General features: G+C 68.2%; 20 protein-coding genes and 1 pseudogene. 7 read left to right on the top strand and 14 right to left on the bottom strand.

Translation table 11 applies throughout. The annotated features are described in order from the left end of the window. Positions 1 to 9: 9 nt before the first annotated feature. On the top strand, positions 10 to 855 hold the full coding sequence (locus JRI60_RS25425) for a nuclear transport factor 2 family protein (protein WP_239470721.1): 846 nt from the start codon (positions 10 to 12) through the stop codon (positions 853 to 855). Positions 856 to 973: 118 nt separating this feature from the next. Then, a pseudogene (locus JRI60_RS53555) lies at positions 974 to 1669 on the top strand (hypothetical protein); the annotation flags it as partial. A gap of 148 nt (positions 1670 to 1817) precedes the next feature. Here the strand turns inward: JRI60_RS53555 and JRI60_RS55170 are convergent. The 7 genes from JRI60_RS55170 to JRI60_RS25390 form a co-directional block, all read right to left on the bottom strand. Further along, complete coding sequence (locus tag JRI60_RS55170; RefSeq protein WP_204228465.1) at positions 1818 to 2333, bottom strand: nitroreductase family protein; 516 nt, start codon at positions 2331 to 2333, stop codon at positions 1818 to 1820. 145 nt (positions 2334 to 2478) lie between these two features. Continuing rightward, positions 2479 to 3075 carry a 7-cyano-7-deazaguanine synthase gene (locus JRI60_RS25415; protein ID WP_204228464.1) on the bottom strand — a complete coding sequence of 199 codons (597 nt, stop codon included), beginning with the start codon at positions 3073 to 3075 and terminating at the stop codon, positions 2479 to 2481. Further along, positions 3072 to 4262 carry a PfkB family carbohydrate kinase gene (locus JRI60_RS25410; protein WP_204228463.1) on the bottom strand — a complete coding sequence of 397 codons (1191 nt, stop codon included), beginning with the start codon at positions 4260 to 4262 and terminating at the stop codon, positions 3072 to 3074. Before JRI60_RS25410 ends, JRI60_RS25415 begins: the two co-directional genes overlap by 4 nt. Further along, positions 4259 to 4699 (bottom strand): hypothetical protein, encoded by a 441-nt coding sequence (locus JRI60_RS25405; RefSeq protein ID WP_239470719.1) that lies wholly within the window; start codon positions 4697 to 4699, stop codon positions 4259 to 4261. Before JRI60_RS25405 ends, JRI60_RS25410 begins: the two co-directional genes overlap by 4 nt. 435 nt (positions 4700 to 5134) lie before the next feature. After that, positions 5135 to 5869, bottom strand: coding sequence for an immunity 52 family protein (locus JRI60_RS25400; RefSeq protein ID WP_204228462.1), 735 nt, complete (start codon positions 5867 to 5869; stop codon positions 5135 to 5137). 11 nt (positions 5870 to 5880) lie between these two features. Next, the gene (locus JRI60_RS54600) at positions 5881 to 7707 is read right to left on the bottom strand and encodes a restriction endonuclease fold toxin 5 domain-containing protein (RefSeq protein WP_204228461.1); all 1827 of its coding nucleotides are present in this window, start codon (positions 7705 to 7707) and stop codon (positions 5881 to 5883) included. Between the two features lie 58 nt (positions 7708 to 7765). Next, entirely contained in the window at positions 7766 to 8464 is a 699-nt protein-coding gene (locus JRI60_RS25390; protein WP_204228460.1) for a hypothetical protein, read from the bottom strand. Positions 8465 to 8825: 361 nt separating this feature from the next. Between JRI60_RS25390 and JRI60_RS25385 the strand changes: the two genes are divergently transcribed. After that, positions 8826 to 10082 carry a M12 family metallopeptidase gene (locus JRI60_RS25385; RefSeq protein ID WP_204228459.1) on the top strand — a complete coding sequence of 419 codons (1257 nt, stop codon included), beginning with the start codon at positions 8826 to 8828 and terminating at the stop codon, positions 10080 to 10082. Positions 10083 to 10201: 119 nt separating this feature from the next. On the opposite strand, the gene JRI60_RS25380 is transcribed toward JRI60_RS25385, so the two are convergent. Genes JRI60_RS25380 through JRI60_RS25370 form a run of 3 tightly spaced genes read right to left on the bottom strand, consistent with a single transcriptional unit; the run spans position 10202 to position 12334 of the window. After that, positions 10202 to 10723, bottom strand: coding sequence for a gamma-glutamylcyclotransferase (locus JRI60_RS25380; protein WP_204228458.1), 522 nt, complete (start codon positions 10721 to 10723; stop codon positions 10202 to 10204). 28 nt (positions 10724 to 10751) lie between these two features. After that, a complete protein-coding gene (locus JRI60_RS25375; protein ID WP_204228457.1) occupies positions 10752 to 11333 on the bottom strand; it encodes a GbsR/MarR family transcriptional regulator in 582 nt (193 codons plus the stop codon). Then, the gene (locus JRI60_RS25370) at positions 11330 to 12334 is read right to left on the bottom strand and encodes a polyprenyl synthetase family protein (protein ID WP_204228456.1); all 1005 of its coding nucleotides are present in this window, start codon (positions 12332 to 12334) and stop codon (positions 11330 to 11332) included. Before JRI60_RS25370 ends, JRI60_RS25375 begins: the two co-directional genes overlap by 4 nt. A 182-nt stretch (positions 12335 to 12516) precedes the next feature. Here JRI60_RS25370 and JRI60_RS25365 point away from each other — a divergent pair, with 182 nt between their 5' ends. The 4 genes from JRI60_RS25365 to JRI60_RS25350 all read left to right on the top strand — a co-directional run bounded on the left by JRI60_RS25365 (position 12517) and on the right by JRI60_RS25350 (position 17883). Then, positions 12517 to 14049 carry an MFS transporter gene (locus JRI60_RS25365; protein ID WP_204228455.1) on the top strand — a complete coding sequence of 511 codons (1533 nt, stop codon included), beginning with the start codon at positions 12517 to 12519 and terminating at the stop codon, positions 14047 to 14049. A 192-nt stretch (positions 14050 to 14241) separates the two neighbouring features. Further along, on the top strand, positions 14242 to 15090 hold the full coding sequence (locus tag JRI60_RS25360) for a VanW family protein (RefSeq protein ID WP_204228454.1): 849 nt from the start codon (positions 14242 to 14244) through the stop codon (positions 15088 to 15090). Continuing rightward, a complete protein-coding gene (locus JRI60_RS25355) occupies positions 15087 to 16514 on the top strand; it encodes an NADase-type glycan-binding domain-containing protein (protein ID WP_204228453.1) in 1428 nt (475 codons plus the stop codon). The genes JRI60_RS25360 and JRI60_RS25355 overlap by 4 nt, the downstream gene beginning before the upstream one ends. 70 nt (positions 16515 to 16584) lie before the next feature. Beyond that, a complete protein-coding gene (locus JRI60_RS25350) occupies positions 16585 to 17883 on the top strand; it encodes a hypothetical protein (protein ID WP_204228452.1) in 1299 nt (432 codons plus the stop codon). Positions 17884 to 17904: 21 nt separating this feature from the next. Here JRI60_RS25350 and JRI60_RS25345 read toward each other — a convergent pair whose 3' ends face one another. The 4 genes from JRI60_RS25345 to JRI60_RS25330 form a co-directional block, all read right to left on the bottom strand. After that, positions 17905 to 18675, bottom strand: coding sequence for a hypothetical protein (locus JRI60_RS25345; protein WP_204228451.1), 771 nt, complete (start codon positions 18673 to 18675; stop codon positions 17905 to 17907). Positions 18676 to 18696: 21 nt separating this feature from the next. Continuing rightward, positions 18697 to 19695, bottom strand: a complete 999-nt coding sequence (locus JRI60_RS25340; protein WP_204228450.1) for a hypothetical protein — start codon at positions 19693 to 19695, stop codon at positions 18697 to 18699. 520 nt (positions 19696 to 20215) lie between these two features. Further along, a complete protein-coding gene (locus JRI60_RS54595; protein WP_275439569.1) occupies positions 20216 to 21913 on the bottom strand; it encodes a type IV pilus twitching motility protein PilT in 1698 nt (565 codons plus the stop codon). Between the two features lie 6 nt (positions 21914 to 21919). Then, entirely contained in the window at positions 21920 to 22396 is a 477-nt protein-coding gene (locus tag JRI60_RS25330) for a hypothetical protein (protein WP_239470718.1), read from the bottom strand. Positions 22397 to 22483 lie beyond the last annotated feature (87 nt).

Genomic DNA, 22483 nt, shown 5'->3' with positions numbered 1-22483 from the left:
ATTCCCGCCATGCCCAGGTCACTCCTCTTGCTGATGACCCTCGCACTGCTCCCCGCCTGCTCGCACACCCGCGCCATGTCTCCCTCCCCTCCCCCTCGTCAAAACCTCACACCCGAGGAGGCCGTACGAACGTACTTCCTCGCCTCCGACACGAGTTCCAGCCACCTGCTGCGCTCGGCCTTCCATCCCGGCGCCGTCATGCACTGGGTGGAGGGCGATGGCGGGGTGCCACGGGCACTCACGCAACTGGAATGGTGGCAGCGGCTGGACGAGGGGGCGAGCCACCCGCTGCCCGCTACCGAGCGACACATGACAGTGCTCGACCACGAGGGCCCGCTCGCCCTGGTGGAGGCGGTTTCCCGCTGGCCCGGACACACGTTCGACGACCTGCTACTCGTGGTGGACACGCCCGCGGGCTGGCGAATCGTGGGCAAGGTGTTCCAGCGGCTCGAAGCCGGGGAGCAAGCAACCGCGTCCGCCTCCGCACAGGAGGAGATTCGCGCGGTGCTCGCCGGGAAGATCGAGGCGCACGCCATCTACAGCCCCGCCCTGCTGCACCAGACGCACACCCCCGATTGCCTCTATTTCCGCGTGCACGTCCAGGGAGTCCCCTTCTCGTGGGAGCCCCTCTCCGAGGCCGCGGCCCGCTACGCGGCGAACCAGGACGTGGGGGTGCAGGACCGCGCGAGCCCCTGGCGCATCCTGAAGGTTGAGGTCCGTGGGAGCGTGGCGGCCGCCAAACTCGACGTCGTGTTCGAGGGCGTGCGCTACATCGATCACCTGCTGCTCGTGCGCACCAACGGGCAGTGGAAGATCGCCGCGGCGGCATGGGGCAATCCACGGCCCGGCCCCTGACGCGCACACAGACGCCGCAGCCCTGTACCGCGGCGTGTACTGGAATCCGCTACCCCGAGCACATGGAGAAGGCCACGGGCCTCTGAAGGGAGCGGCTCGGCGATCAGAATCCACCGCGATGCGGCAAGAAGGTTTCGCGGAACGCCAAGACTGTGGTGCACTGCCGCGCCGTCGCGCTCCTTCGCCACGAGGAGCCCACCTCGGAGATGCCGTGCAGATCATGTACTCAGTCATAGGTGGCACGGTCCAGAAGCTGCCCCTGCCCCTGCCCGACTCATATGTGCTAGCAGGAATTCCGTGGGGCGCATTCGACGAGCTCCTGACGCCCGCGTTCTGGCGCGGGCAAGCCTGGCAGCACGAGAAGCTCGGCAGCTATCGCGACTTGCGCCTGGGCCGGACGCTGTCAGAGGAAGTGGCGGCCTGCATGCTGGGTGGCTTTGGCATGAAGGCTGAGCTCGGTCTCGCCGCGTTCGCGCGGCTGCGGGACCAGGGGCTCCTGGTGGGGACACCCACGGCCGAGGCTCTCGAGGTCGCGCTGAGCAGGCCCTTCGTCATCCATGGCCGGACCTGCGGCTATCGGTTCCCCCGGCAGAAGGCGCGCTACCTGTCGGCGTGTCTCGCCCAGCTCGCGGGGCTGGAGCTCCATGCCAGCGACACGGTGCTGAGGGACCGCCTGGCGGAGCTCCCCGGCATTGGGCTGAAGACCGCATCGTGGATCGTCCGCAACCACAGGGGCTCCAGCGAGGTCGCCATCATCGACGTCCACATCCTCCGAGCGGGACGGCACATGGGCCTCTTCGCCCAGGATCAGGAGCCGCAGCGCCACTATCGTGAGCTCGAGGCGGCGTTCCTGGCGTTCGCCACCGCGCTCGAGGTGCCAGCCGCGATGCTTGACGGGCTGATGTGGGACTACATGCGTCGTCTTCCGGCAAGCGTCCTGGAGTCCACCTCGACTCGAAAGTTCAAGGGGAACGTCCCATCAAGGCAGCGCCCGTCGCGAGAGCATCCGCAGGCAGTCCCAGGGCCTGCACGACCTCATGTCCGAGGATACCGAGCGGACAGAAAGCCAGCCGGAAGGCTGTCGCGGTGAGAAACAGCGTCTGCGTCAGGGCTCCCGCATCACGCCACAAGAGGGAGGCCGCCGTTTCGTACACCGCCGCGACCCGTGACGCATGACCGATGAGGACGAGCGCGGTTCCCCGGACCTCGGGAAGCAAGTCGCCGCAGGCTCGAATGAATCGCCTGAGCGCCTCCGGGTCGGCGACGGTCAGGAGCTCGAGCTGGTGTGAAAGTGTGTCGTAGCGCATGACGCGCGGGCTCCCTCGCCAGTCCACGAGGACGAGCTCGATGGGATGGAGCGCACCCGCCGATGGGCTGGGCCTTCGCGACCGCATGAGGACATCCCCCTCACGTAAAGCGCGTGGGCGCGTCGCAAACGCGAGCGCGTTGACGAGCTCACGGAGCGGCGCCCGCTGCATGACTCGAATCGAGCGCCGTGCCTCCAGGACGGCGGCGAATGTCTGGGGGATGGGCGGCACCACTGGTGGACAGCCGACACGGGACCGGACGGGCCAGCCGAGAGGAACCGGCGTTCCGGCGTTGCGTCTCGGTCGTGGATCCTTATCAGTAGGGGTCAACACCGAGCTCCGCCAGGGTTTGATAGTGCTTCTGACACCCCCGACACTGGCCACAGGCATGGATACCCACGTGGCAGGAGTGTGCCCAGGCGAGGACCTCCATGGGGATGTTCGAGGTGCGGATCAGCTCGGCGGAGGTCAGCGCGATTGCTGGTGCTTCCAGCCGAAGTCCGCCCTCTTGCAGGCGCAGCAACGCGTCCAGGGTCATGACGAAGTCCGGCCGACCATCCGCATGAAGTCCATCGGTCTTCAGGGTTCCGATGAGCAGACGCTGGACGCCATGGGCCACGGCCTTCATGGCCGCGAGCGTGACGAGCATCTGATTCCGGAAAGGCCACCACTCAGTCACAGGGGCCAGGGACAGGGGCTCGGCTCCAGCCATGTCTCCGCTGCCCAGGGCGCTGAGGTCCGCCTTCACGGACAGGTGCTCGATTCCCATGGCCTCGGCGGCCGACGCTGCGGCGCGGAGCTCCGCCAGGGCGGGACGCTGGCCGTAGTCCACAGTAATGGCCAGCTCCGGTCGTCGCCACCAGGCGATGGCTATCGAGTCCATTCCACCGGAGAGCAGCAGTGCCGTCTTCATGTCCGCCACGCCGTGTGGTGCAGAGCCGTCACGAAGTCATCGAAGATGCGGCAGTTGGAGCCCTGCACCATCTTCAAGTCCTCATCCGAGACAGTCTGAGCGAGCGCATAGACGGGCTTGCCACGGGCACGCGCGTAGCCGACTTCGAACAGGGTGCCGCTGTCCGTGCCATCGAGGATGGCGAACACCGCGTCGCAGACGTCGAGCGCGGCGAGGTCGGCGGGCGCCACCTGGTCCGCCGGGCCGGCTCCCACGTCGTGAACGGGAGAGAAGACCTCGAGACCCAGCTCACCCAGGCCGCGCCGTGCCTCGTCGACCAACCAGCGCTGGCCGAGCGTGAAGAAGGGAGCCGCGAGATAGACCTTCCCACCTGCGGCCACAGTCTTGGGACGAGGGCTCTGGAGCAGTACGGGCGGCAGCGGAACGGGGAGCGCCATCGAGTCGACGTATGCGGCGACGGCGCGGGAGGCGAGCTCGGCGGCATGGACCGTGGTGGCTCCGTGAGCTCCCCAGTAGGCGGCGAAGATGGCCGCGAACACATCCCCAGAGCCAACCGTCCAGACCCGGTCCGTCCGGTAGGCTGAGACGTGGGAAACGCCGCTCGCTTCCACGATATAGGCGCCTTTCGCTCCGGACTTGACAACCACGACCTCGGCACCGCGTTTCAACAAGGACTGCGCTGCCGCAATGGGGTCGTTGCCTCCTCCCAGCGCGAGCGTCTCTGCCTGGTTCGCGACAATCGCCAGGTGCTTCGCGGTGCTGCCATTGGCGTCGAAGGGTTCCGGACGAAAAGCGGATTGCGGGTCATAGACACAGCGCTCGGCCTCGACCCGGGCGCTGCCCTCCAGCATTCCGAAGCGCAGGACGACTGACGCGGACACCGGAATGGGAGGATTGGGCGGAATCATCACCGGAGCTGGCCGGATGAGGGGCACCGACAGGCTGTGGATGTACTCGAAAGAGACCACCTGCTCGGTGTGTACGGGGTCGAAGGTGAAGCCGTATAGGTTGGCGTACGGCGAGAAGCGGGTGGCGACGTCCGGTCGGGCATAGCCGCGCAGGGTGATGCTATCGACGTGGCCAGAGAGCGCTGCGGCGGCACGCCCTGCCGACCCGTAGAGTTGGTCCCAGTCAGGCCAGATGCACCGCTCGTGGTAGACACCTCCTGCAATGGTGATGGCTGTCATTTCGGCTGCACCCGGACCTGGCACACAGCTCCCCGAACGCCGAGGACCTCAGCCGTGTACCTGACGTTGGAGTGGGTGATGCACTGGATGAACTGCGGCAACGAGGGTGACGTGATGGCGCCCGCGACCGCACCCGCCAACGTCCTGGCGACCAGCCGTCGGGGAGGGCCGGCCTCGAACACGACTTCCAGAACATCCCCGGCCCTGAGCCCTGAGATGACCGTGCGGTCGGGTGAGTTGAGGGTGGTCGTTTCCTGGATGTTGCATGCGTCGGGGATTCCGCCGCCGCCTCCTCCGTCTCCCTCCTTGGGCTTCGTGATCGGCCTTGGCTCAGGCCACGACGGGCCTCCACTCCCTCCTGACATGTACTCCTCCTCGGGCAGCAGGGCACGAAGCGACTGTTCGCGGCTCGAGACCTGGACCGAGCTCGCGAGCACCTCGTGCGCTCATCTTTCTCGCGAAGATTGAGCTGCCTCGGCTGGGGCCGCCATACCACCCGGGTGGTAGGTTCTGAGCCGGCCCCGATTCCGGGCACTGGCGCCACCAATAGATCGGCAACAAGGCAGTCTGGTGGTTCTCGGATTGGGCGTGACGTCAACCTCCGCCTTCACGGGGCGCGGCGAGGTCTTACGGAGCTTTCGGCACGCCTTCCAGTGGGGCCATCACCACCAGCTACGACTGCAAGAAGCCTGTGGGCTGCGCCTGCTACTAGCGGCTCGACTGTTTTTCGGGAGTGGCTAGGTCGGCTCCGACACTCCCAGTGTGACGTTCGGGCCTAGCCGATAGATGGCTTCCTTATCGGTGAGCTCCAGTCGCTCACCCTGGATCTCTCGCTCCTCGTAGTGGACGTTGGGTGTCACCCGGACCTCGGTTCAGCTCTTCCGTATGGCAGACGGGTGGACCATCAACCGGAACAGCCCTCGCTCCTCCAGCAGCTTCTGTGTGCGCCAAGCGAGCGCAACGTGCTCTGGATTGCTCGGAGTGAGCCGCTCGGAAGTCAGGGTGATAAGCGTGCCCTTGTCCCCCACGGGCTCCACGCGCACGGGGGCGGGCAGCGCCGGCACCTCGCCCCGTTCCCGCGAGAAGTACGTCATCCAGCCCACGAAGCAGCCGAGCCGACTGCCGCCGGAGAGCTCGTCCCATAGTCCGTCCGCCGTCGCCACTGCCCACTCAGGCTCCCAGGCCACAGCAACGGCACGCATGGCACCAGAGACGACAGGCTCCGTGACTACCCGCTCCTGACCCAGGGCCTCCTTGGGGAGGAAGAGCCAGAGGAAGTTCGGTGCGACCTCAGCCTTTGAGCCGCACTCGAACATGACCATTCCGCCCTGGCGCTGTTCCACGTGCCCGGTCCAGGCGCTGAACGCAAAACCGTCATCCAGAATCTGGTACTTCTCCCGGCCGAAGAACTTCCGGAACGTCTCGCGGGTGGGCTCAAAGCCGAGCTGCAGCGCTTTCCGTGCCGAGCTGCTCTGCTCGTACCAGCGGGCTAGGTCCGGATGGCACTCCCCGAGGAGGCGGAAGAATATCTCCGCCCGCCGCGCGCACTCCTCGGCCGACTCCGGCCGGTGCCCCCAATACGCCTTGATTCCGTACCTCTCGCTCATGCTTGGCGGCCTCACTTCACGGGCTGCGTGTAAACGACGTCTATGGACTGAAGACCTCGGGAATCGAAATACTTCCGAAGCACGGCCACCATCCTCGGCTCGGCGACGTGCCAACGGATTGGCAGCCCGCCAGCCATCTGCAACTGACGTCGCGCCTGCTCGAGCATACCCTTCAGGCCCCCGTAGAAATCGTGCGTAGGGTTGAGGTCCGCGTCGAACCACTGATCGTACCCGCGAGCCTTGCCCTCGAGCAGCACGCCCTCGGTCGGATCAAACCCGTCGTACTCGACGCACTTCCCATTCCGGCACACCTTGTAGCACCAGCCTTTGGGGGCGCCAGTCACCTGGGCTTGGTAGGCGCGGGACTGCTCCGACATGCTCGAGGTGTCCTCCACCCACTGCCCGGGCCCACCCACTGGAGGCCACCCACCACCGCCCCCCGCGCCCTGGGCGCTCGTGGCGGCCATGTGCAGGACGTAGGTGGCACTCAACGTCGGCGCCGCCGCGGTGGCGACACTCCCAACGGGGACGGCCACCAAGCGCACCGCCAGGAGCCCGTCCCCCGTGAGCGACAACAGGGGCACCGTGAGGCTTCCCAGCTTGCCGCCCCAGGCCGCTACCTTCGCAGTTCCAGCACCGGCCGTGCCCACCGTCAGCACCGCGCCCGTCGCTAGCCGCGACACGGTGCGCACCCTCTCAGCGTAGGGCTTGTGGCGGAACTCCTCCCACAGTTGCGGCGAGGTCTCGTAGAGCTGCCTCACCGCGCCCGGCAGCTGCGCCAGCCCCTCAATCGTCTCGCCCGTGTAGAAGACCAGCCGGTAGAGGCCTTCCACCATGTCTACTACTGCGAGCACCGCCCCCTCGGCCACCGCCAGCGCTGGGTTGTCGTCGGGCTCATAGAGGCCCGCTGGACGCGCGCCTCTCGGAACCTCGAGCATCTGGTCCACCGGGAAGAGGCGTTCGCCCTCGATGGCGTAGAATGGACCCACCTCGAAGCGACCGGCCCGTAGCGTTCCGTCCTCGGCGAGCACGACCTGCCCGACCTTCTGGACCGCCACCCCCGAGGAGGCCCTCACCAGGTATCCGTCCGGACGAAGCACCAACAACCGCGAGAAGCGCCGCATCCGCGTGTGGAACTCGTCCCGCGTCACAACCTCGCCGCCAGCGGCCACCTCCAGGAGCAGGTGCGCCGCCATCCTCCGGAGCCCGAAGTTGCCCAGTGTCAGCGGCGTGGAGAGCAGATGGGGCACCAGCTCCATCGCCTGCCGAGGCGCGAGCGTGCGCCCGTCCTTCGGCAACGCCGTGCTGGGGACACCTGCCTGCGCGAGGAAGCCCTGGAAGTAGTCGAGCGTCATGGGCACCTCGAAGGGCCGTCCGTCGCCCACTCCATCCGGCCATCCAACGCCCTTCCCCTCCACGCTCTCCTCGTCGTCCCCCTCGCTCACGCGCCGCGCACGTTGCCGGGCCCGCTCTGTCGCCCCGACAACATGGCCCGTGCCCGCCGCCACCGGCACACCGGCCTCGAGCTCCTCGGCTTGCGCGACAGTGCCCTCCAGGTCCGCAACGGCCTCCCCGGCCGTCGTTGCGGACGCCCCCTGGGCCTGGCCCGCCATCTCCTGTGGCCTGGGACTCTCACGCTGCACCCGCCACCGATGGCGAGCACCGCCAGCCAGCATCCCCCCCATGGGGTAGCCCGTCGCGCACGCCGCCTGCAGCCCAAGGAGCAACAGCACCACCACGCGCGACAGCCGCCACGGCCAGCCCAGCGCGCTCCGCCTGCCGTCGAGCTGCGTACCGCCGCCCTCCCCCACCCCAGGACTTCGGTTCTGCTCCGCCATGACGTTGGCCTCCCCCAGATGTAGCAGTCCTGAAGGATAGGGTGCGGGACGACCAACCCTACAGGGGGGACGGCCCCGCACGGGGAGTCCTGCCGTCGCCGCCTCCCCAGATGTGGCGCTCGGAGGTCCAGAAATCGAATCCGCCGGTCTCGAAGCCAAGGTTCTTGAAAAGAGAAAGCCCCTGTCCCCGTATCTTGAAATGCTTGAAGGCATGGAAGCCCACGCGGAAATTCAGGTTGCTCTCTGAAACGATTAGCATCACTTCGGTGCCCAGTGGATTGGGCAACGCACCGATGTGGTAGCTGAACTCGCCCTCGTCATTGATGGGAACCACTGCGACCTTGTGGATGCCGTTCAGATAGACATGGGCGTAGCGCTGCGCAGCCGGATTCGTGGCATCCGGCGGCCGGGGGACGCTCGCCACCAGGGTGACATCATTGGCGTTCGTCACTTCGTAGAGATTGGGGTTGGTCGCCAGCGGGACCGGTTGCGAGAGCGTGATCCTGGGAAACTTCGAATCCGTCCAACCGCTCTCCGCTCCCGCGAAAAGTTCTTCAAAGGTCGCTGGCGAGAAGGTCGAATGCATGGAGTCGACTGCGAACTTCTTGGCGAGTCCGGAGTATTTGGAGTAGAGGCCAAAGCCCTTGGTGAGGCTCCAGTAGAGGTAGACCGTCTCCCCGGGGAAGTTGTTGTCATAGAGCTCGAAACGCTGGAGCTCGGCGTCATAGCGAAAGACCACCGCCGCGTGTCCGAACACCTTGACGGGAAAATCGTCCGCGATGATGAGGGTCTGGGGTGACTGCGTGAAGAGCAGGGCCAGGATGAGATAGGCCCCCGTGAAGGTGTCACCGGCGCGTGTCTGACGCTCCAGGGTACGAAGGGCCCACCTTGGGGAGAAACAGGGCCGCGTCGCCCGGCGTATTGCCGCGCCCCGGGCGCATCTCCCCTCCGGGTGCGCCGGTACTTGCTCACCACCACGCTAGCGATGTGGCTGAGCCGATGGGTGATCGCGCTCACTAAAACGGTATGGGCTGCGTCACAGCCGCCCCCCGAGGCTGCCGGTAGTGTTTGCACATGCTCGACAAAGCAATCGAGCCACAACACGCCAGGGCGCAACCATGATCCGTCATCAGAACTTCCTCCGTCTGTCTTTGGGTATCTCCACGCTGGGTGCCGCGCTGCTGGGCGGCTGCGGTCCCGGTAGCGAGCTCACGCCGGAGGGCCTCTCCCAGGGGACGGAGCTGGCGCTCCCCGCTCAGAAGGGTGAAGTGGTGACCGCCGAGGTGACGCTGCCGGGCCTTGGACGCCAGACCGTCACCTACGAGAAGATCGACGGACAGGCCGTACTGGAGGGGGATATCCTGCTCGATCTCCGGGAGGGCCAGACCCGCAGCGGTCTCTCCGTGGGCAGAACCGCTTCGAGCGCCCGCTGGCCGAATGGCACCATCCCGTATGTCATCGATCCCAACCTGCCCGACATCAGCCGGGTGCTGTTCGCCATCAGCCACTGGGAAACCATGACCTCCTTGCGCTTCAAGGCCCGCACGACGGAGACGGACTACGTGCGGTTCGTGCCCGGCGCCGGCTGCGGCTCGTACGTCGGCAGGATCGGTGGCGAGCAGCAGGTGACCCTGGGCACTGGATGCTACGTGGGCGCCGCGATCCATGAGATCGGGCATGCCGTGGGTCTCTGGCATGAGCAGAGCCGCGCCGACCGGGACAACTACATCCAGATCAACTGGGCCAACATCCAGCCCGGAACCGAGCACAACTTCCAGACCTACGTGCAACGAGGAAACGATGGCATCGAAATCGGGTCCTACGATTACGGCTCCATCATGCACTACGGTGGCTACGGTTTTTCCATCAATGGTCTGCCCACCATCGAGCGCAAGGATGGAGGGGGGACGTCGGGCCTGGGTCAGCGCGATGGGCTGTCCCATGGAGACTTCTACGGCGCGGAGTCCATCCTCAGCACGCGTACCCGCATCCGCAGCGACGTGGCCACGGATCGCTGCCTGGAGGTGTCCAACGGCAGCACGGCCCAGGGAACTCGCACACAGCTCTGGAACTGCAATGGCACGGCCGCGCAGGAGTGGTTCCTGACCGCCCGAGGCGAGGTGCGCAGCACCCTGGCCCCCAGCCTCTGCCTGGATGTGTCCAACGCGAACACGGCCCCGGGGACCCAGGTGCAGCTCTGGGAGTGCAACGGCACGGCCGCGCAGAAGTGGGCGCTCACCGCCGGGCGTGAGCTCCGGAGCGCGTTGGGGAGCAACATCTGCCTGGACGTGGACAACGCGGGCACGGCCATCGGGACGCGGGTGCAGATCTGGGGGTGCAACGGCACCGTCGCGCAGAAGTGGACCCAGTTCTGAAGCAGTCCACCGCGGACCGCGATCTGGCCGCCGGTCACTCCCGGTAGAGATGGTCGGGGAGACAGGATTTGAACCTGCGACCCCTTGGTCCCGAACCCAGGGGCGCCACCGTGCCTCCCCTACTCTCCCCGGCGCAGCCGCTCGATGTACTGCGCCGGCAGTCCCGCGCTCTGGGCGCCTCGCACCAGCGCCTCGATGAACCGCTGGCTCACGGGGCCCTCGCTGGCCGCCCGCCTCGGCGACGTCACGAACGCCGTCGCCTGCAACTCCTGGCCCTCCACGCGGACACGGACGATGCGCTCCACGCACATCCCCGTCACCGCCCCCTCCTTGTGCTGGATGATCGGCCAGTCCTTCCCGCCAATCTCGAAGAGCCTCCCGTACACGCTCTTCCCCGGCTCGTCCTTCAGCCCCGCCACCCGCCCGCCCCACCACCTCGAGGGGAAGTCGTAGACCAGGTCCACGTCCAGCGCCTCGGCCAGCTTGCCCTCGGGCAGCTCGAAGAACTCGTAGCTGTGCTGCGCCCGCCACTCCTCGAACGCCGCCCGGTCGAGAATCGTCGAGTACGCGAAGTACAGCTTCGACGCCGCGGTATCCGCCTGGTTCCGCGCCTTCATCACCTGATCGTAATGCGAGTCCATCCGTGCCTCCCTCGGCCTGACGGCCGACTCACCGCCGGCCCGGCTCCTCGTCGCGCAGCACTCCCAGAATGCCACCCACGTCCAGGCGCGCCGTCTTGATGAACAGCCGTAACGCGCGCTCCACGTGCTCGGCAAGCGTGGCCATCTTCTCCAGGCGCGACAGGTGCTCCTGGGGAACATTCCCCGCCTCACCGGCCAGCCTCCGGGCCTCGGACAGGTCCGCCCGGATGCGCTCGATGAAGCCCGCTTCCCGCTCCTCAATCACGTGCGACACCATGCGGATGAGGTCCGTCTCCGCCCCGTAGCGCCAGGCGCTGTCCTGCGGCGAGCGCACGCGCCGGATGACGCCCCAGCGCTCCAGGTCCCTCAACAGCATGGACACCCCGCCCTTGGACAGCTCCAGCTCGCGCTCGAGCTCCCCGGCGGTCAGGGGCTCGCCGCGCAGGTACAGCAGGGCCCAGACCCGGCCCTGGTTGCGCTTGAAGCCCCAGAACTCAATCACATTGCCTACCGCGTCAATCGCGATGGCTTCCCAGGGAGCGAGACGACCGTTGCTGGAGCCCTCCCCCCGGGCCGCTTCGAGACCGCCCGTCCACAGGTAGCCCTTCATGCAGCGCGGCTCCGTTCCTGGGCCTGGGCGGACATGCCCACCGACAGCTTGCGCGCCCAGTCCACCAGCTCCGTCCCCGTGCCCTGCTGCCCGTACGGCCCCAGCGCGTCCACCGCCGCGTCCAGCTCCCGGTTCATCCGCTCCAGGGCCAGCTCGACGGCGCCCGTGGCCTCGATGGCGTCACCGATGGCCCGGGTGCGCTCGGGGTTCACCGTGGTGAAGGCCCAGGCGTCCTTCAGCTTGCTCTTCAGGGTGGCATCCCGCGCCACCGCCAGCAGGATGGGCAGCGAGGGCGTCCCCGAGAGCACGTCCGCGTAGCGCGGCTTGCCCGGATCCGTGCCGAGCACGTCCCGGATGTCGTCGGCGATCTGGAAGGCCACGCCGAAGCGGCGGCCGAACAGATCGAAGCGCTGGGCGGCCTCGGGATGACCGGCGAGCGTGGCGGCGGCACTGCCGCACCAGCCGAAGAGCGAGCCCGTCTTGCCCTCGGCGATGTAGCGCAGGCGCTCCAGGGGCAGCTCCAGGTTGCCGCGGGCCTCCACCTCGGTGATGGCGGCGCGCGACATCTCCACCACCACCGCCAGGGCGCTCTGGGTGAGGCGCGCGTCCAGGTTGGACAGGCGGTGCAGCGCGGTGGAGAGGATGAGGTCTCCACTCATCACCGCGACGATGTTGCCCCAGCGGGCGTTCACCGTGGGCTTGGCGCGGCGGTACATGCCGGCGTCCACCACGTCGTCGTGCAGGAGACTGGAGGAGTGGATCATCTCCGAGGCCACCGCCACGTCCACCAGCCTCTCGGGAGCAATCCCCACGGCGCCGCCGAACAGGCGCACCAGCATGGGACGGGCGCGCTTGCCGCCGGTGCCGATGCACAGGTGGCGCGCGGCCTCCATCAGCGTGTCGCCCTTCACGCCCGGGCCCGCATTCCCGTCCGCCAGCATGGTGCCCAGCCGCTGCTCCACGCTCCCCAGAAAGTCCGCCAGTTCACGCGCGAGTTCCATGTACCCCTCTTCTCCCTCTGCGGCCGTTCATATAGTTCAAGACCGCGTGAACTGCACCTGCTTCCTGCATGGCCGGGCGGGCGGAGGGGCCTGGAAGGGGGGCAGGCGGGCCTGGGGGGTCGGATTGAGTAGGCGCGGTGCGTCGTGAGACAGAGTCCGGGCTCCATCGCCCCCGGGGTCGTGTGTCACTCGCTGTCCTGCGCCGCAACGTCCTCCGCAGCTTCGCTGCCCTGGCCTCCGCCGTCCCGCTGTTCCGTCCTGGAAACTCGCTGCCGGGCGCCGCCGCCCCGCTCATGGGGGCCCCCCCCGCGAGCACCACCCCGACGGCCGCCCCTGGCACCGCCGCACGGCGGGCCCTGCGACTCTCCCTGAAGGCCTCGGTGTCCGAGGGCATCGTCGCGGAGGTGTTCACCGCGTGTGCGGGTGCCACGGTGCTCACCGCCTGGGCGCTGGCGCTGAAGCTGGGGCCCTTCCTGGTGGGGGTGATGACGGCCCTGCCCTTTTTCGCCCAGTTCATCCAGTTCCCGGCCGCGTGGCTGACGTCCACCTTTGGCTACAGGCGGGTGGCGCTGGTGGCCGTCTTCCTGTCGCGGCAGGTGATGCTGCCGCTGTGCGTGCTGCCCTGGTTGCCGCTGACGCTCGCCGGACAGCAGCGGTTGCTGGTGGCGGTGGCGGCGGTCTCGGCGGTGCTGGGCGTCATCGGCAACAACGCCTGGGTGGCATGGATGGGCGAGCTCGTGCCCGAGTCCATCCGGGGGCGCTTCTTCGGCCGGCGCACGGCGCTGTGCACGCTGGGGAGCACGTTGGCCTCGCTGGTGGCCGGCGTGCTGATGGACAAGCTGCGCCCCCCCGAGGGCGTGGGCCTGGGCCTGCCGCTGCTGGCCGGACTGGCCTGTGTGGCGGGCGGGGTGACCACGGTGCTGATGATGCGCCAGCACGACCCGGCGCCGCAGAAGGAGAAGGCGAAGCTGGACTTCCGCGCGGCGCTGCTGCCGCTGCGTGACGAGCGGGCGCGCCGGGTGCTGGTGTACCAGGTGGCCTGGAACGCGGCGGTGGGCGTGTCCGCGCCCTTCTACTCGTTCCACATGCTGAAGAACCTGAAGATGAGCTTCCTCACCATGGCCCTGTACCTGGCGGCCGTGGCCGGGATGCGCATGCTCGCCGCGCCCCTGTGGGGGAAGATCCTCGACCGGGTGGGGGCGCAGCCGGTGCTGCTGGCGTGCTCGCTGGGAATCGGCGTCATCCCCACCATCTGGCTGTTCCCGACGGCCACGTTCCTCTGGCCCCTGCTGCTGGACGTGGTGATGGCCGGTGTGCTCTGGGGCGGCCACGGCCTGGCCATCTTCGCGCTGCCGCTGTCGGTGGCGCCGCGCAAGGGCCGGCCGTTCTACCTCGCGGCGTTCTCCACGGCGGGCGGGCTGGCCTATGCGGCGGCCTCGGCGCTGGGCGGGGGCCTCGCGAGCCTGCTGCCCACCGAGTTCACCCTCGGGGGCCACCTCTGGGTGAACCTGCATGTGCTCTTCCTGCTGTCCGCGGTGACGCGGGTGTCCGCGGCCTTCCTGGCCACGCGCATCATCGAGCCGGACGCGAAGCCGGTATGCTCGCTGGGCGCGCTGGTGTCCATGATGAGCTCGCGGCTCCGGGCCCGCTCGATGCCCGTGCCCGCCACGGCCCCGGTGCTCGCCGAGACCCGGTCCGCCAACGCGGAGCCCTGACCCGCCGAAGTTCACCAACTGGTCTGACTGTCGGACCAGTTGGTCAAGAGCGCGACCGGAGGGGCCACCTCGTACGGAGCGCGTCGCGGATACCCAGGCCGAGCCCCCGGCTGGACGCGCGGCCCGCGCGTGGGCAAGGCTAGGACTCTCGAAAACGCCCCCACGCGGAAAACACCCGAGGCCCGTCACCGAATGACCTCGCCCTCCCCCACCCTGCGAGCCCTGGCCCGGAGGCTCGTGCCATTCTCCATCCGCGCGGGCCTGCGACGGCTGCCCGCGGTCGCGATGGCACTCCTCCGTCCCCCGCCCCCGCCCGAGCGCGGAGACACCACCCACTTCCCGCACGCGCACTGCGAGCGCTCCAGCCCACTGCGCCGGGAGATCACGATCTACGAAGAGGCCCTCCAACAAGCCAAGGAGCACAACGTGCGGCTGGGGGCCTCGCGCATCCACGGCCTCGTGCTCGCGCCCGGGGAGACCTTCTCGTGGCACACGGTGGTGGGGCCGCCCATCCGGCTGCGCGGCTTCCGCCCGGGGCCCGAGCTGCATGACGGCAGCCTCTCCGAGGGACCCGGAGGCGGGCTGTGCCAGGTGGCCAACCTGCTCTACTGGCTCGCCATCCACGCGGGGCTGGAGGTGGTGGAGCGTCACCGGCACGACCTGGATCTCTTCCCCGACCACGAGCGCACCGCGCCCTTCGGCTGCGGGGCCACCGTCTTCTTCCCCTTCAGGGATCTGCGCTTCCGCAACCCGCACCCGTGGCCCGTGATGCTGGAGGTGCGCGTGGACGCCACGCACGTGCACGGCGCGGTGCGGATGCCCGAGAACCCAGGCTTCCGCTGCGAGGTGCTCGAGGTGGCGCACCGCTTCGTGCGACGCGATGGCTCCGTCTGGAGGGAGAACCGCCTCGTGCGCCGCACGCACACCGGGGGCTCGTTCCGGGACGACCCCTTGAGCGAGAACCACGCCCGCGTCGCCTACGTCGTCCCCGAGCACCAGCTCGAGCTTCCGGAATCCGCCGCCGCTGGAGGTACCTCATGAGCCGCCGTCTCGCCTTCCTCGCCACGCTGGGCCTGGGCAGCGCCGCCCTCGCCGCCAACCCCATCACCCTGCAGACGCTGACGCCCACCTCGGGGACCGGTGCCGAGCTGCTGCTCGACGGCAACCCGGCCACCGGATGGAGCCCCGAGGGAGATCCCTCCGAGGAAGGCGTGCTGCTGCGCTTCGAGAAGCCCGTGCCGCTGGACGGCGTGGTGCTGCGCACCTGCACGGGCGCTCCGGAGCTCGAGGCGGCCCTGTACCTGAACGGCGCCGAGGCGATGTCCGATGAGAAGGTCGGCGCCGAGGAGAAGACGCTGAAGTTCGCCAGGAAGGAGCTGCGCTCGCTCTTCGTGCGCCTGCACTCGACCGGTGATGCGAAGGCGTGCCTGGGCGAGGTGAAGCTGCTCCAGGGAGGCAAGCCGCTGGCGGTGAACGCGCCGCGCACGGTGGCGGGTCGCCTTGAGGCCTCGTCGGTGCTGAGCCCCGCGGACGCGTACCACCCGGGCTTCCTCTTCGACGGGCGCCTGGACTTCGGCTGGGCAGAGGGCTCCAAGGGCCCCGGCACGGGCGAGTCCTTCACGCTCACGCTGGAGGCGCCGGTGGAGGTGGTGGCCCTGGAGCTCTGGAACGGCTACCAGCGCTCGGCGGACCACTTCCAGAAGAACGCGCGGGCGAAGACGGTGGCGCTCTCGGTGGATGGGGGCGCGCCGGTGTCGCTGGCCGTGAAGGATGCGAACGGCGTGCAGACGCTGAAGTTGCCGGCACCGATGAAGGGCCGCGTGTGGAAGCTGGCGGTGGAGGAGGTGTACCCCGGCAAGCGCTACCCGGACATGGTGCTCAGCGAGCTGCGGCTGGTGGACGCCCAGGGGCCCCTGGGGGTGCGTACAGCGGACGCGGCCGAGCGCCAACGCACGCTGGAGGCCGGACTGACGGGCTCACCGTTGGAAAAGGTGATCAACCACCGCTGGAGCGGACGCTGCATCACCAACAACGACATCAACGATCCCCGGCGGTTCAAGCTGCGCACCAACAACACCTTCGTCTACTACGACAACAACGCGGCCGAGGAGACGAGCGTGTCCGAGGTGCTCGATGGGGCCTGGGTGGTGAAGAACGCGAGCGGCCCGTGGGCCTCGGTGGAGCTGTTCGGCCGGCGGCACCGAAGCGAGACGAACTGGGACCCCTACGCGGACAGCACGACGAAGGACACCGTGCGCATCGCCGGCGGCAAGCTGGAGGTGGCTCGGGTGGCGGATCTGGGCAGGCAGGAGTTCGAGAAGCTCGTGGCCCAGTGGAGCAAGGGCACCCAGGCCGACAAGGTGCGGTGCGTGGGTGAGCAGGGAAACACCTACGACGACCTGGTGAAGGCGGACGCCTTCGTCGTGCGCGGCACGGCGGTGACGGACCTCTTCTCCGCCGAGTAGCGCGACGCCGCTTGTGTCACGATTATGTGTCAGGTAATTCCTGCCTCTCCCACATTTTCAGGAGGCAGGAATGTTCAGGTCTCACCCGGAGTACCGGAATCTCTTCATCGCGACGTGTCTCGCCGGAGTCGGGCTATCGGGGTGTGGCCCCGAGCAGGAGCCACTCCTGGCGGACGAGTCCCCCGTCACCGGGACACAGGCGCTGACGGAAGGCGCGCCGCTGACGACGCACGACGCGAGCTGCCTCCAGTTGCAGGACCAGAACACGTGGAGCACGTACGCCTCGTACATGACGCCCGTGGGCCCGGCGCTCGGGCTGTCGAGCATCGTGCAGGACCTGAACCGCGCGGGCCCCATGCTCACCTCCACCACCCACCCGCCGGCCGTGGGCTACAAGGGCGGCTTCCGCTGGAACGACGGCGACATGAGCACCACGGACTGGATTCCCCAGGCGCTGACCGCGGGCGTGTCCGGTAGCACCAACGTCGCCATCGTCTCCTGGCACTACGCCCCCACCACCGCTCCAGAGAAGGGCGTGCGCATCTCGGTGGCGGATATCTCGGACATGTCCCTGAGCGCGGTGAACTACCGGCACATCCTCCTGGTCCGGCCCACCAGCTCCGGCAACTTCACCGTGGTGCCCGAGCACGGCGGCGGCCTCACCTGGTTCGGCAACTACCTCTACATGGCCGACACCTCCGATGGCATGCGCGTGTTCGACCTCACGCAGATCCGCGAGGTGGACACCAGCACCACCTGTGACACCGCGATCGGCAAGGTCGGCTCGGTGTGGTGCGCCTATGGCTACAAGTACGTGCTGCCGCAGGTGAGCGCCTACGTCCAGCCCTCGACCATCACCAGCCCCTGCCGCACCAAGTTCTCCTTCCTCGGCAAGGACACGCGCGGCACCACCGACGTGGTGCTCTCCGGCGAGTACTGCAACAACGGCGACACGCCCTGCCCCTATGACGGCTCCACGCCGGGGCTCGGCGGGCGGCTCTACCGCTGGCCGGTGGACTCCACCACGTACCGCCTGAAGACGGTGAGCGGCGTGGTGAAGCCCGAGCGCGCCTACATCATGAACGAGCCCAACGTGCAGGGCGTGGCCCCCATCATGACCACGACCTCGACCACGTCGTACTGGCTGAGCTCCACGCGCTACTCCGGGGCCCTCTTCAAGGTGTCCACCAGTGCCTCGCGCACCGCGTACCTGTCGGGCAGCGGCCAGTGGGCGCGGATGCCCGAGGGCATGCACGCCACCGGCAGCGGTACCAACCTGTGGACGGTCACCGAGGGCTACAACGGCACCACCAACCCGGCGACCGGCGGACGCGTGGTCTTCTTCGCGGATCAGGCCTCGCTGGACTGAGTCCGCCCGGGTCGGTCCCGCTCAGGCGGGGCCGATCCCCGCCCGGCGGATCCGCTCGACGTAGGCGGCCGTCGCCTTGGAGAGATCCTTCACCGTGGCCATGAAGCGCTCCCGTCGCGCCAGGAGCTCCGGACCGGGCGGGCCCAGGGGCGTGGCGTCGTCGTAGAACAGGATGCTCCGCAAGCTCGTGATGAGGCCCGCCAGGGGAAATTCCCTCACCGCGCGCACGGGGTCGATGAGCTCCGCGTCTCCCACGGTGGTGAGGCTGTCGTAGTGGTGGAGCCCCATCCTCCACACCCAGGTCCCCACCACCTCGATGAGCCCCAGCCGGCCATCCTCGAGCAGGACCAGGCAGCGCCCCTGGATCATCCCGGACTCGCCCGGCCGTGCGTTCTCCGCGCCCCGGACGGCGTAGTCCCTGCCGATGATGTACCCGCTCGCATCCAGCCACTTCGTCCTGCGGACTCGCGCCGGGTGCGTGCCGAGCCGCGCCTCCAACTCCTTCAGCATCTCCTCGGGCAGCCCGTCCGACGTGCGGACCACCTCGCGGATGGGAGAGCGTTGGAAGCGCTTCATCTCCGGCAGTGCCAGCTGGATGAGCCGGGTGAGGATCTGCCCCTGCACTCCCTGGAGCCCGTCGAGCAGGGGCTCCATCGCGGTCCAGAACTCGTTCTTGGAGGAGGCCTCCGCGGCCGATGGCTCGCCCGGCACGAAGACGGGAACCTCCTTCGGGGTCGGCCGACGATCGGACAGCTCGATGACGGCGGCGATCTTCTCCTCGGGGTCCTTCATGGCACTCCAGGCTAATACGCCTCAGTCCCGGTTGCGCAGGAGGGAGGCGGGGCGCACGGCGGAAGGGTTGTGCCAGTCGGCGAGCCGGTCCAGCAATTCCTCGTCCCCCTCCTCCCGGACGCGGGCCAGGAAGGCCTCGAAGAAGTCCTCGCGCACATAGACGTAGTCATGATCGAGCCGCACTGGGAGTGGCAGTTCCTCCCGGATGGGCGCGTAGGCCATCCACTCCCCATCGAGCACGCCCCACACGAGCCGTCCGACGCGGGTGCGATCCAACCCGGGCTCGGGAGCCCAGGCCATGGCCTCGTGGCCGGTGACGTGGTCGTAGAGGAAGTTCACGCCCTGGTGGGCGATGAGCAGCTCGGGCAGGGGCTGGGGAATGCGGGCGATGAGCGCCCGATAGCGGCCATAGGGCGGAGTGGCGTGGGGGTCGAAGCCGAACCGCGCCAGGGGAACCAGGGCCAGAGCCACGAGGGCGGGAACCCAGGGGCGCGGGCGGAGACCCTGACGCACCGCGGGAATGGCGAGCAGCACGAGGGGCACGGCGAGCAGCGGCGCGAGGAGCGAGGTGCGGTAGCCCATGTCGAGCACATCCCCGCGCCAGAGGGGAAACAGACACACGGCGAGCGGGAGCACGAGCCCCATGACGAGCGGACGCAATTCCCGGCGCCGCCACAGGAGCACGGCCCCACAGACGAGTCCAAGCCACGCGGAGCCCAGCTCCACCTGTTGAAGCCAGTGGGTCCGGCGGAGCGCGAAGTACGGGAAGGGAGGAGGCCAGCCGGGGGACAGGTCGAGCTGGGCGGAGAGACGCTCCAGGTCCTTCGGGTGGAGCAGATTGGGGAGGATGGAGGTGAGGAGCGCGAAGGAGACCAGGCCCACCACGCCGACGAGGACGAGGGGCCACTTGCGCTCGGGCGAGTCCGTGCGTCCGCGAAGCCCAAGCCCCAGCACGGCGCCCAGCGCACCCAAACCGAGCAACGAGGCCCCGAGCCGGTGGGCGGTAGCCGCGAGCAGCACCGCTCCGACTCCACCCAGGAGCATTCCCCACGAGCGTCGACCCGAGACGGCCCAGCCGAGCACGAAGAACAGAGGAGCAACGATGCCAAGGGTCTTGGGAAAGTCCCCGGCGAGGTGAGTGAGCGTCGGAGAAACAGCGGCCCAGGAGGCAAATCCGAGAGCCCGCGTATGCCCCCTCTCCCTCTGGGAGAGGGCTGGGGTGAGGGTATGTCGGCCCCCAATCTCCCCACCCGCGAACCAGGCAGCCGGTACACACAGCGCGGCCAGAAGCGCACTGCCAACCTTCATACCGACCACGGGCCCACCGAACAAGGCGGCCCCCAATCCAAGCGCGCGCAACACCCAACTCGCGTCGCGCACATGGAAGCGCCCCTCGGCGAGCCAGTGCTGCATCTGGACGACGTAATAATAACCGTCGGTGCCAGGAGGCTCGGGGCTCTCCAGGAGGCGCGAGAGCCGGACGAGGAACGCGCCGACAGTGAGCGCCGCCACGAGGATGGCGGCGCTCCACCTCCGAGGCTCAGGAGGTGGGGAGATCAACCTTGAAGCCCGAGCGCTCGAGCATCTGCTTGAACTCGGCCTTGGCGATGGCCTTGATGTAGGCGTCGTTGGGCTCGCAGAGCTTCTTCTTCACGAGGTCGAGCAGGGCGTCGTTGAGCGTCTGCATGCCGATGCCGCGAGAGGTCTGCATGATGGAGGGAATCTGGAACGTCTTGCCCTCGCGGATGAGGTTGGCGACGGAGCTGGTGCACAGGAGGACTTCCTGAGCGGGCACGCGGCCGCCGCCGATCTTCTTGACGAGCATCTGCGAGATGACGCCCTTGAGGGACTCGGAGAGCATCATGCGGATCTGCTCCTGCCGGTCGGCGGGGAACTGGTCGATGATGCGGTCGACGGTCGAGGGAGCGGTGTTGGTGTGGAGCGTGCCGAAGACGAGGTGGCCCGTTTCGGCCGTTTCGATGGCGATGGCGATCGTCTCGAGGTCTCGCATTTCGCCGACGAGCACGATGTCGGGGTCTTCACGGAGGGCGGCGCGCAGGGCGTTCTTGAAGCCGTGCGTATGGACGTGGACCTCGCGCTGGTTGACCAGACACTTCTTGTTCGGGTGGACGAACTCGATCGGGTCCTCGATCGTGATGATGTGGTCCTCGCGATTGCGATTGATGTAGTCGATCATCGCGGCCAGCGTCGTGGACTTGCCCGAGCCGGTGGGGCCGGTGACGAGCACCAGGCCCTTGCTGAGGAAGCACAGGTCGAGGATGTGCTTGGACAGCCCCATGTCCTCGGCGGTCATGATCTTGTTGGGAATCTGCCGCATGACCGAGCCGATGCCCTTGCGATCCTCGAAGACGTTGACGCGGAAGCGGGCGCGCTCGGTCTCGTGGGCGAAGTCGGTGTCCTTGGTCTCCTCCCACTGCTTCTTGTTCTTCTCCGGAGCCATGGTCCAGAGCATGGCCTTGAGGCGCTCGGGAGCTAGGGGGCGGTAGTCCTCCTGGGGCACCATGTCACCGTCGATGCGCAGCATGGGCACCACGGTGCTCGACAGGTGGAGGTCCGAGGCCTTCTTGTCGAGCATGCGATCCAGCAGCGCGGCCATGGCCTTGGCGGCGTCCGGGTCCGGCCCGTCCTGGGGCGGCAGCACCTGGATGCTCGATTTGGCCTCGACGGCCGAGGGAGCGGCGGCGGGCACCGCGCGGGCCTGGGCCGCCGGAGCCGCGGGGGAAGGCGTGCGCGCCGGGGCGGCGGCGGGAGCGGCCGTGAAGGCTCCACCGGTGCCACGGGCCGCCAGATCCATCATGTCGGCCGGAGAGGCCAGCTCGAGCTTGTCCTCCTCGGACGCGGGCGGCAGATCCAATCCGGCGGCCGGGGCCAGGGTGGGCGGCGGCAGCGGGACGGGGGCCATGGTGTTGGCGGGCGGCTTGTAGGGGACCAGCGCCACCTTCAGGTGTCCCGCGACGTTCTGCACCTTCACCTGCACGGAGCCAGCGGGGGCGTTGTACGGGAAGGAGGAGACCCCCTCGGTGGGGAAGTTGGACCGCAGATCCGCGGGGACGATCTCCGACAGCGCGCCGATGATCTGCTGCGAGCTCAACCCCGCCTTGACCATGGGCACGTTGCCCGAGGCGGTCCGCAGGGTGATGCCGCTGCCGGTCTCCAGCATCACGGCGACACCAGATTCCTTGTAGAGCTTCTCGATGAAGGCGTCGAACCGGGCCATGGCTTCTCAGCGACGAAGGGTTTCCACGTACGCGACGTGGCGCTTGTTGACGAGTGCGACGCGCTCCCCCTCCAACACGGGGAAGAACGCGGGCGCGTTGTTGAGGTAGTCCGTGAGGCGCGAGTGCGCGTCGGGCAGCACGTAGGTGATGAGCCCGCGCAGCTTCTGCCCATCCACCATCGTCACCTCCACCTCGTGCTCGGTGGGGATGGTGAACTGGTCGATGATGTTGGGCTCGTGCTCGGCGTCCACGCGTGCCAGGGCGAGGTTCTCGCAGTGCACGAACGTCATCACGTTCGTCTCCGCGTCAAGCGCGGGGATGAACTGGGGGCCACTGGCGTTGAGGAGATCCGAGAGCCGCTCACCCCCGGTGTATCCGGGAGCGGCCTCGGAGAGGAACACGGCCACGTTGCGCGAGGCGCCACCCGGCAGGATCAACTGGGCCGCCACGCGTCGCTTGGGTACAGAGAGGGATTCCAGCATGGGGGGAGTCTAGAGATGTGCGTTGTTTAGCACACTCATTAACTCCCCCAGAATCCGGGACGGGGGGTGAGCATCGCTCCCACACCC

It is taken from the genome of Archangium violaceum (genome assembly GCF_016887565.1).
Classification (GTDB): domain Bacteria; phylum Myxococcota; class Myxococcia; order Myxococcales; family Myxococcaceae; genus Archangium; species Archangium violaceum_B.
Note: the sequence above shows the minus strand (reverse complement) of the source record. Positions and strands in the feature narration are given on the sequence as shown.

What these genes read in the sequence shown, in the direction of transcription:
- JRI60_RS55170 (WP_204228465.1), bottom strand. Translation starts at nt 2,333, where the DNA reads ATGCAGCGGGCGCCGCTCCGTGAGCTCGTCAACGCGCTCGCGTTTGCG.
- JRI60_RS25330 (WP_239470718.1), bottom strand. Translation starts at nt 22,396, where the DNA reads ATGCTGGAATCCCTCTCTGTACCCAAGCGACGCGTGGCGGCCCAGTTG.
- JRI60_RS25385 (WP_204228459.1), top strand. Translation starts at nt 8,826, where the DNA reads ATGATCCGTCATCAGAACTTCCTCCGTCTGTCTTTGGGTATCTCCACG.
- JRI60_RS25355 (WP_204228453.1), top strand. Translation starts at nt 15,087, where the DNA reads ATGAGCCGCCGTCTCGCCTTCCTCGCCACGCTGGGCCTGGGCAGCGCC.
- JRI60_RS25410 (WP_204228463.1), bottom strand. Translation starts at nt 4,262, where the DNA reads ATGACAGCCATCACCATTGCAGGAGGTGTCTACCACGAGCGGTGCATC.
- JRI60_RS25370 (WP_204228456.1), bottom strand. Translation starts at nt 12,334, where the DNA reads ATGGAACTCGCGCGTGAACTGGCGGACTTTCTGGGGAGCGTGGAGCAG.
- JRI60_RS25425 (WP_239470721.1), top strand. Translation starts at nt 10, where the DNA reads ATGCCCAGGTCACTCCTCTTGCTGATGACCCTCGCACTGCTCCCCGCC.
- JRI60_RS25415 (WP_204228464.1), bottom strand. Translation starts at nt 3,075, where the DNA reads ATGAAGACGGCACTGCTGCTCTCCGGTGGAATGGACTCGATAGCCATC.
- JRI60_RS25345 (WP_204228451.1), bottom strand. Translation starts at nt 18,675, where the DNA reads ATGAAGGACCCCGAGGAGAAGATCGCCGCCGTCATCGAGCTGTCCGAT.
- JRI60_RS25380 (WP_204228458.1), bottom strand. Translation starts at nt 10,723, where the DNA reads ATGGACTCGCATTACGATCAGGTGATGAAGGCGCGGAACCAGGCGGAT.
- JRI60_RS54595 (WP_275439569.1), bottom strand. Translation starts at nt 21,913, where the DNA reads ATGGCCCGGTTCGACGCCTTCATCGAGAAGCTCTACAAGGAATCTGGT.
- JRI60_RS25350 (WP_204228452.1), top strand. Translation starts at nt 16,585, where the DNA reads ATGTTCAGGTCTCACCCGGAGTACCGGAATCTCTTCATCGCGACGTGT.
- JRI60_RS25360 (WP_204228454.1), top strand. Translation starts at nt 14,242, where the DNA reads ATGACCTCGCCCTCCCCCACCCTGCGAGCCCTGGCCCGGAGGCTCGTG.
- JRI60_RS25400 (WP_204228462.1), bottom strand. Translation starts at nt 5,869, where the DNA reads ATGAGCGAGAGGTACGGAATCAAGGCGTATTGGGGGCACCGGCCGGAG.
- JRI60_RS54600 (WP_204228461.1), bottom strand. Translation starts at nt 7,707, where the DNA reads ATGGCGGAGCAGAACCGAAGTCCTGGGGTGGGGGAGGGCGGCGGTACG.
- JRI60_RS25375 (WP_204228457.1), bottom strand. Translation starts at nt 11,333, where the DNA reads ATGAAGGGCTACCTGTGGACGGGCGGTCTCGAAGCGGCCCGGGGGGAG.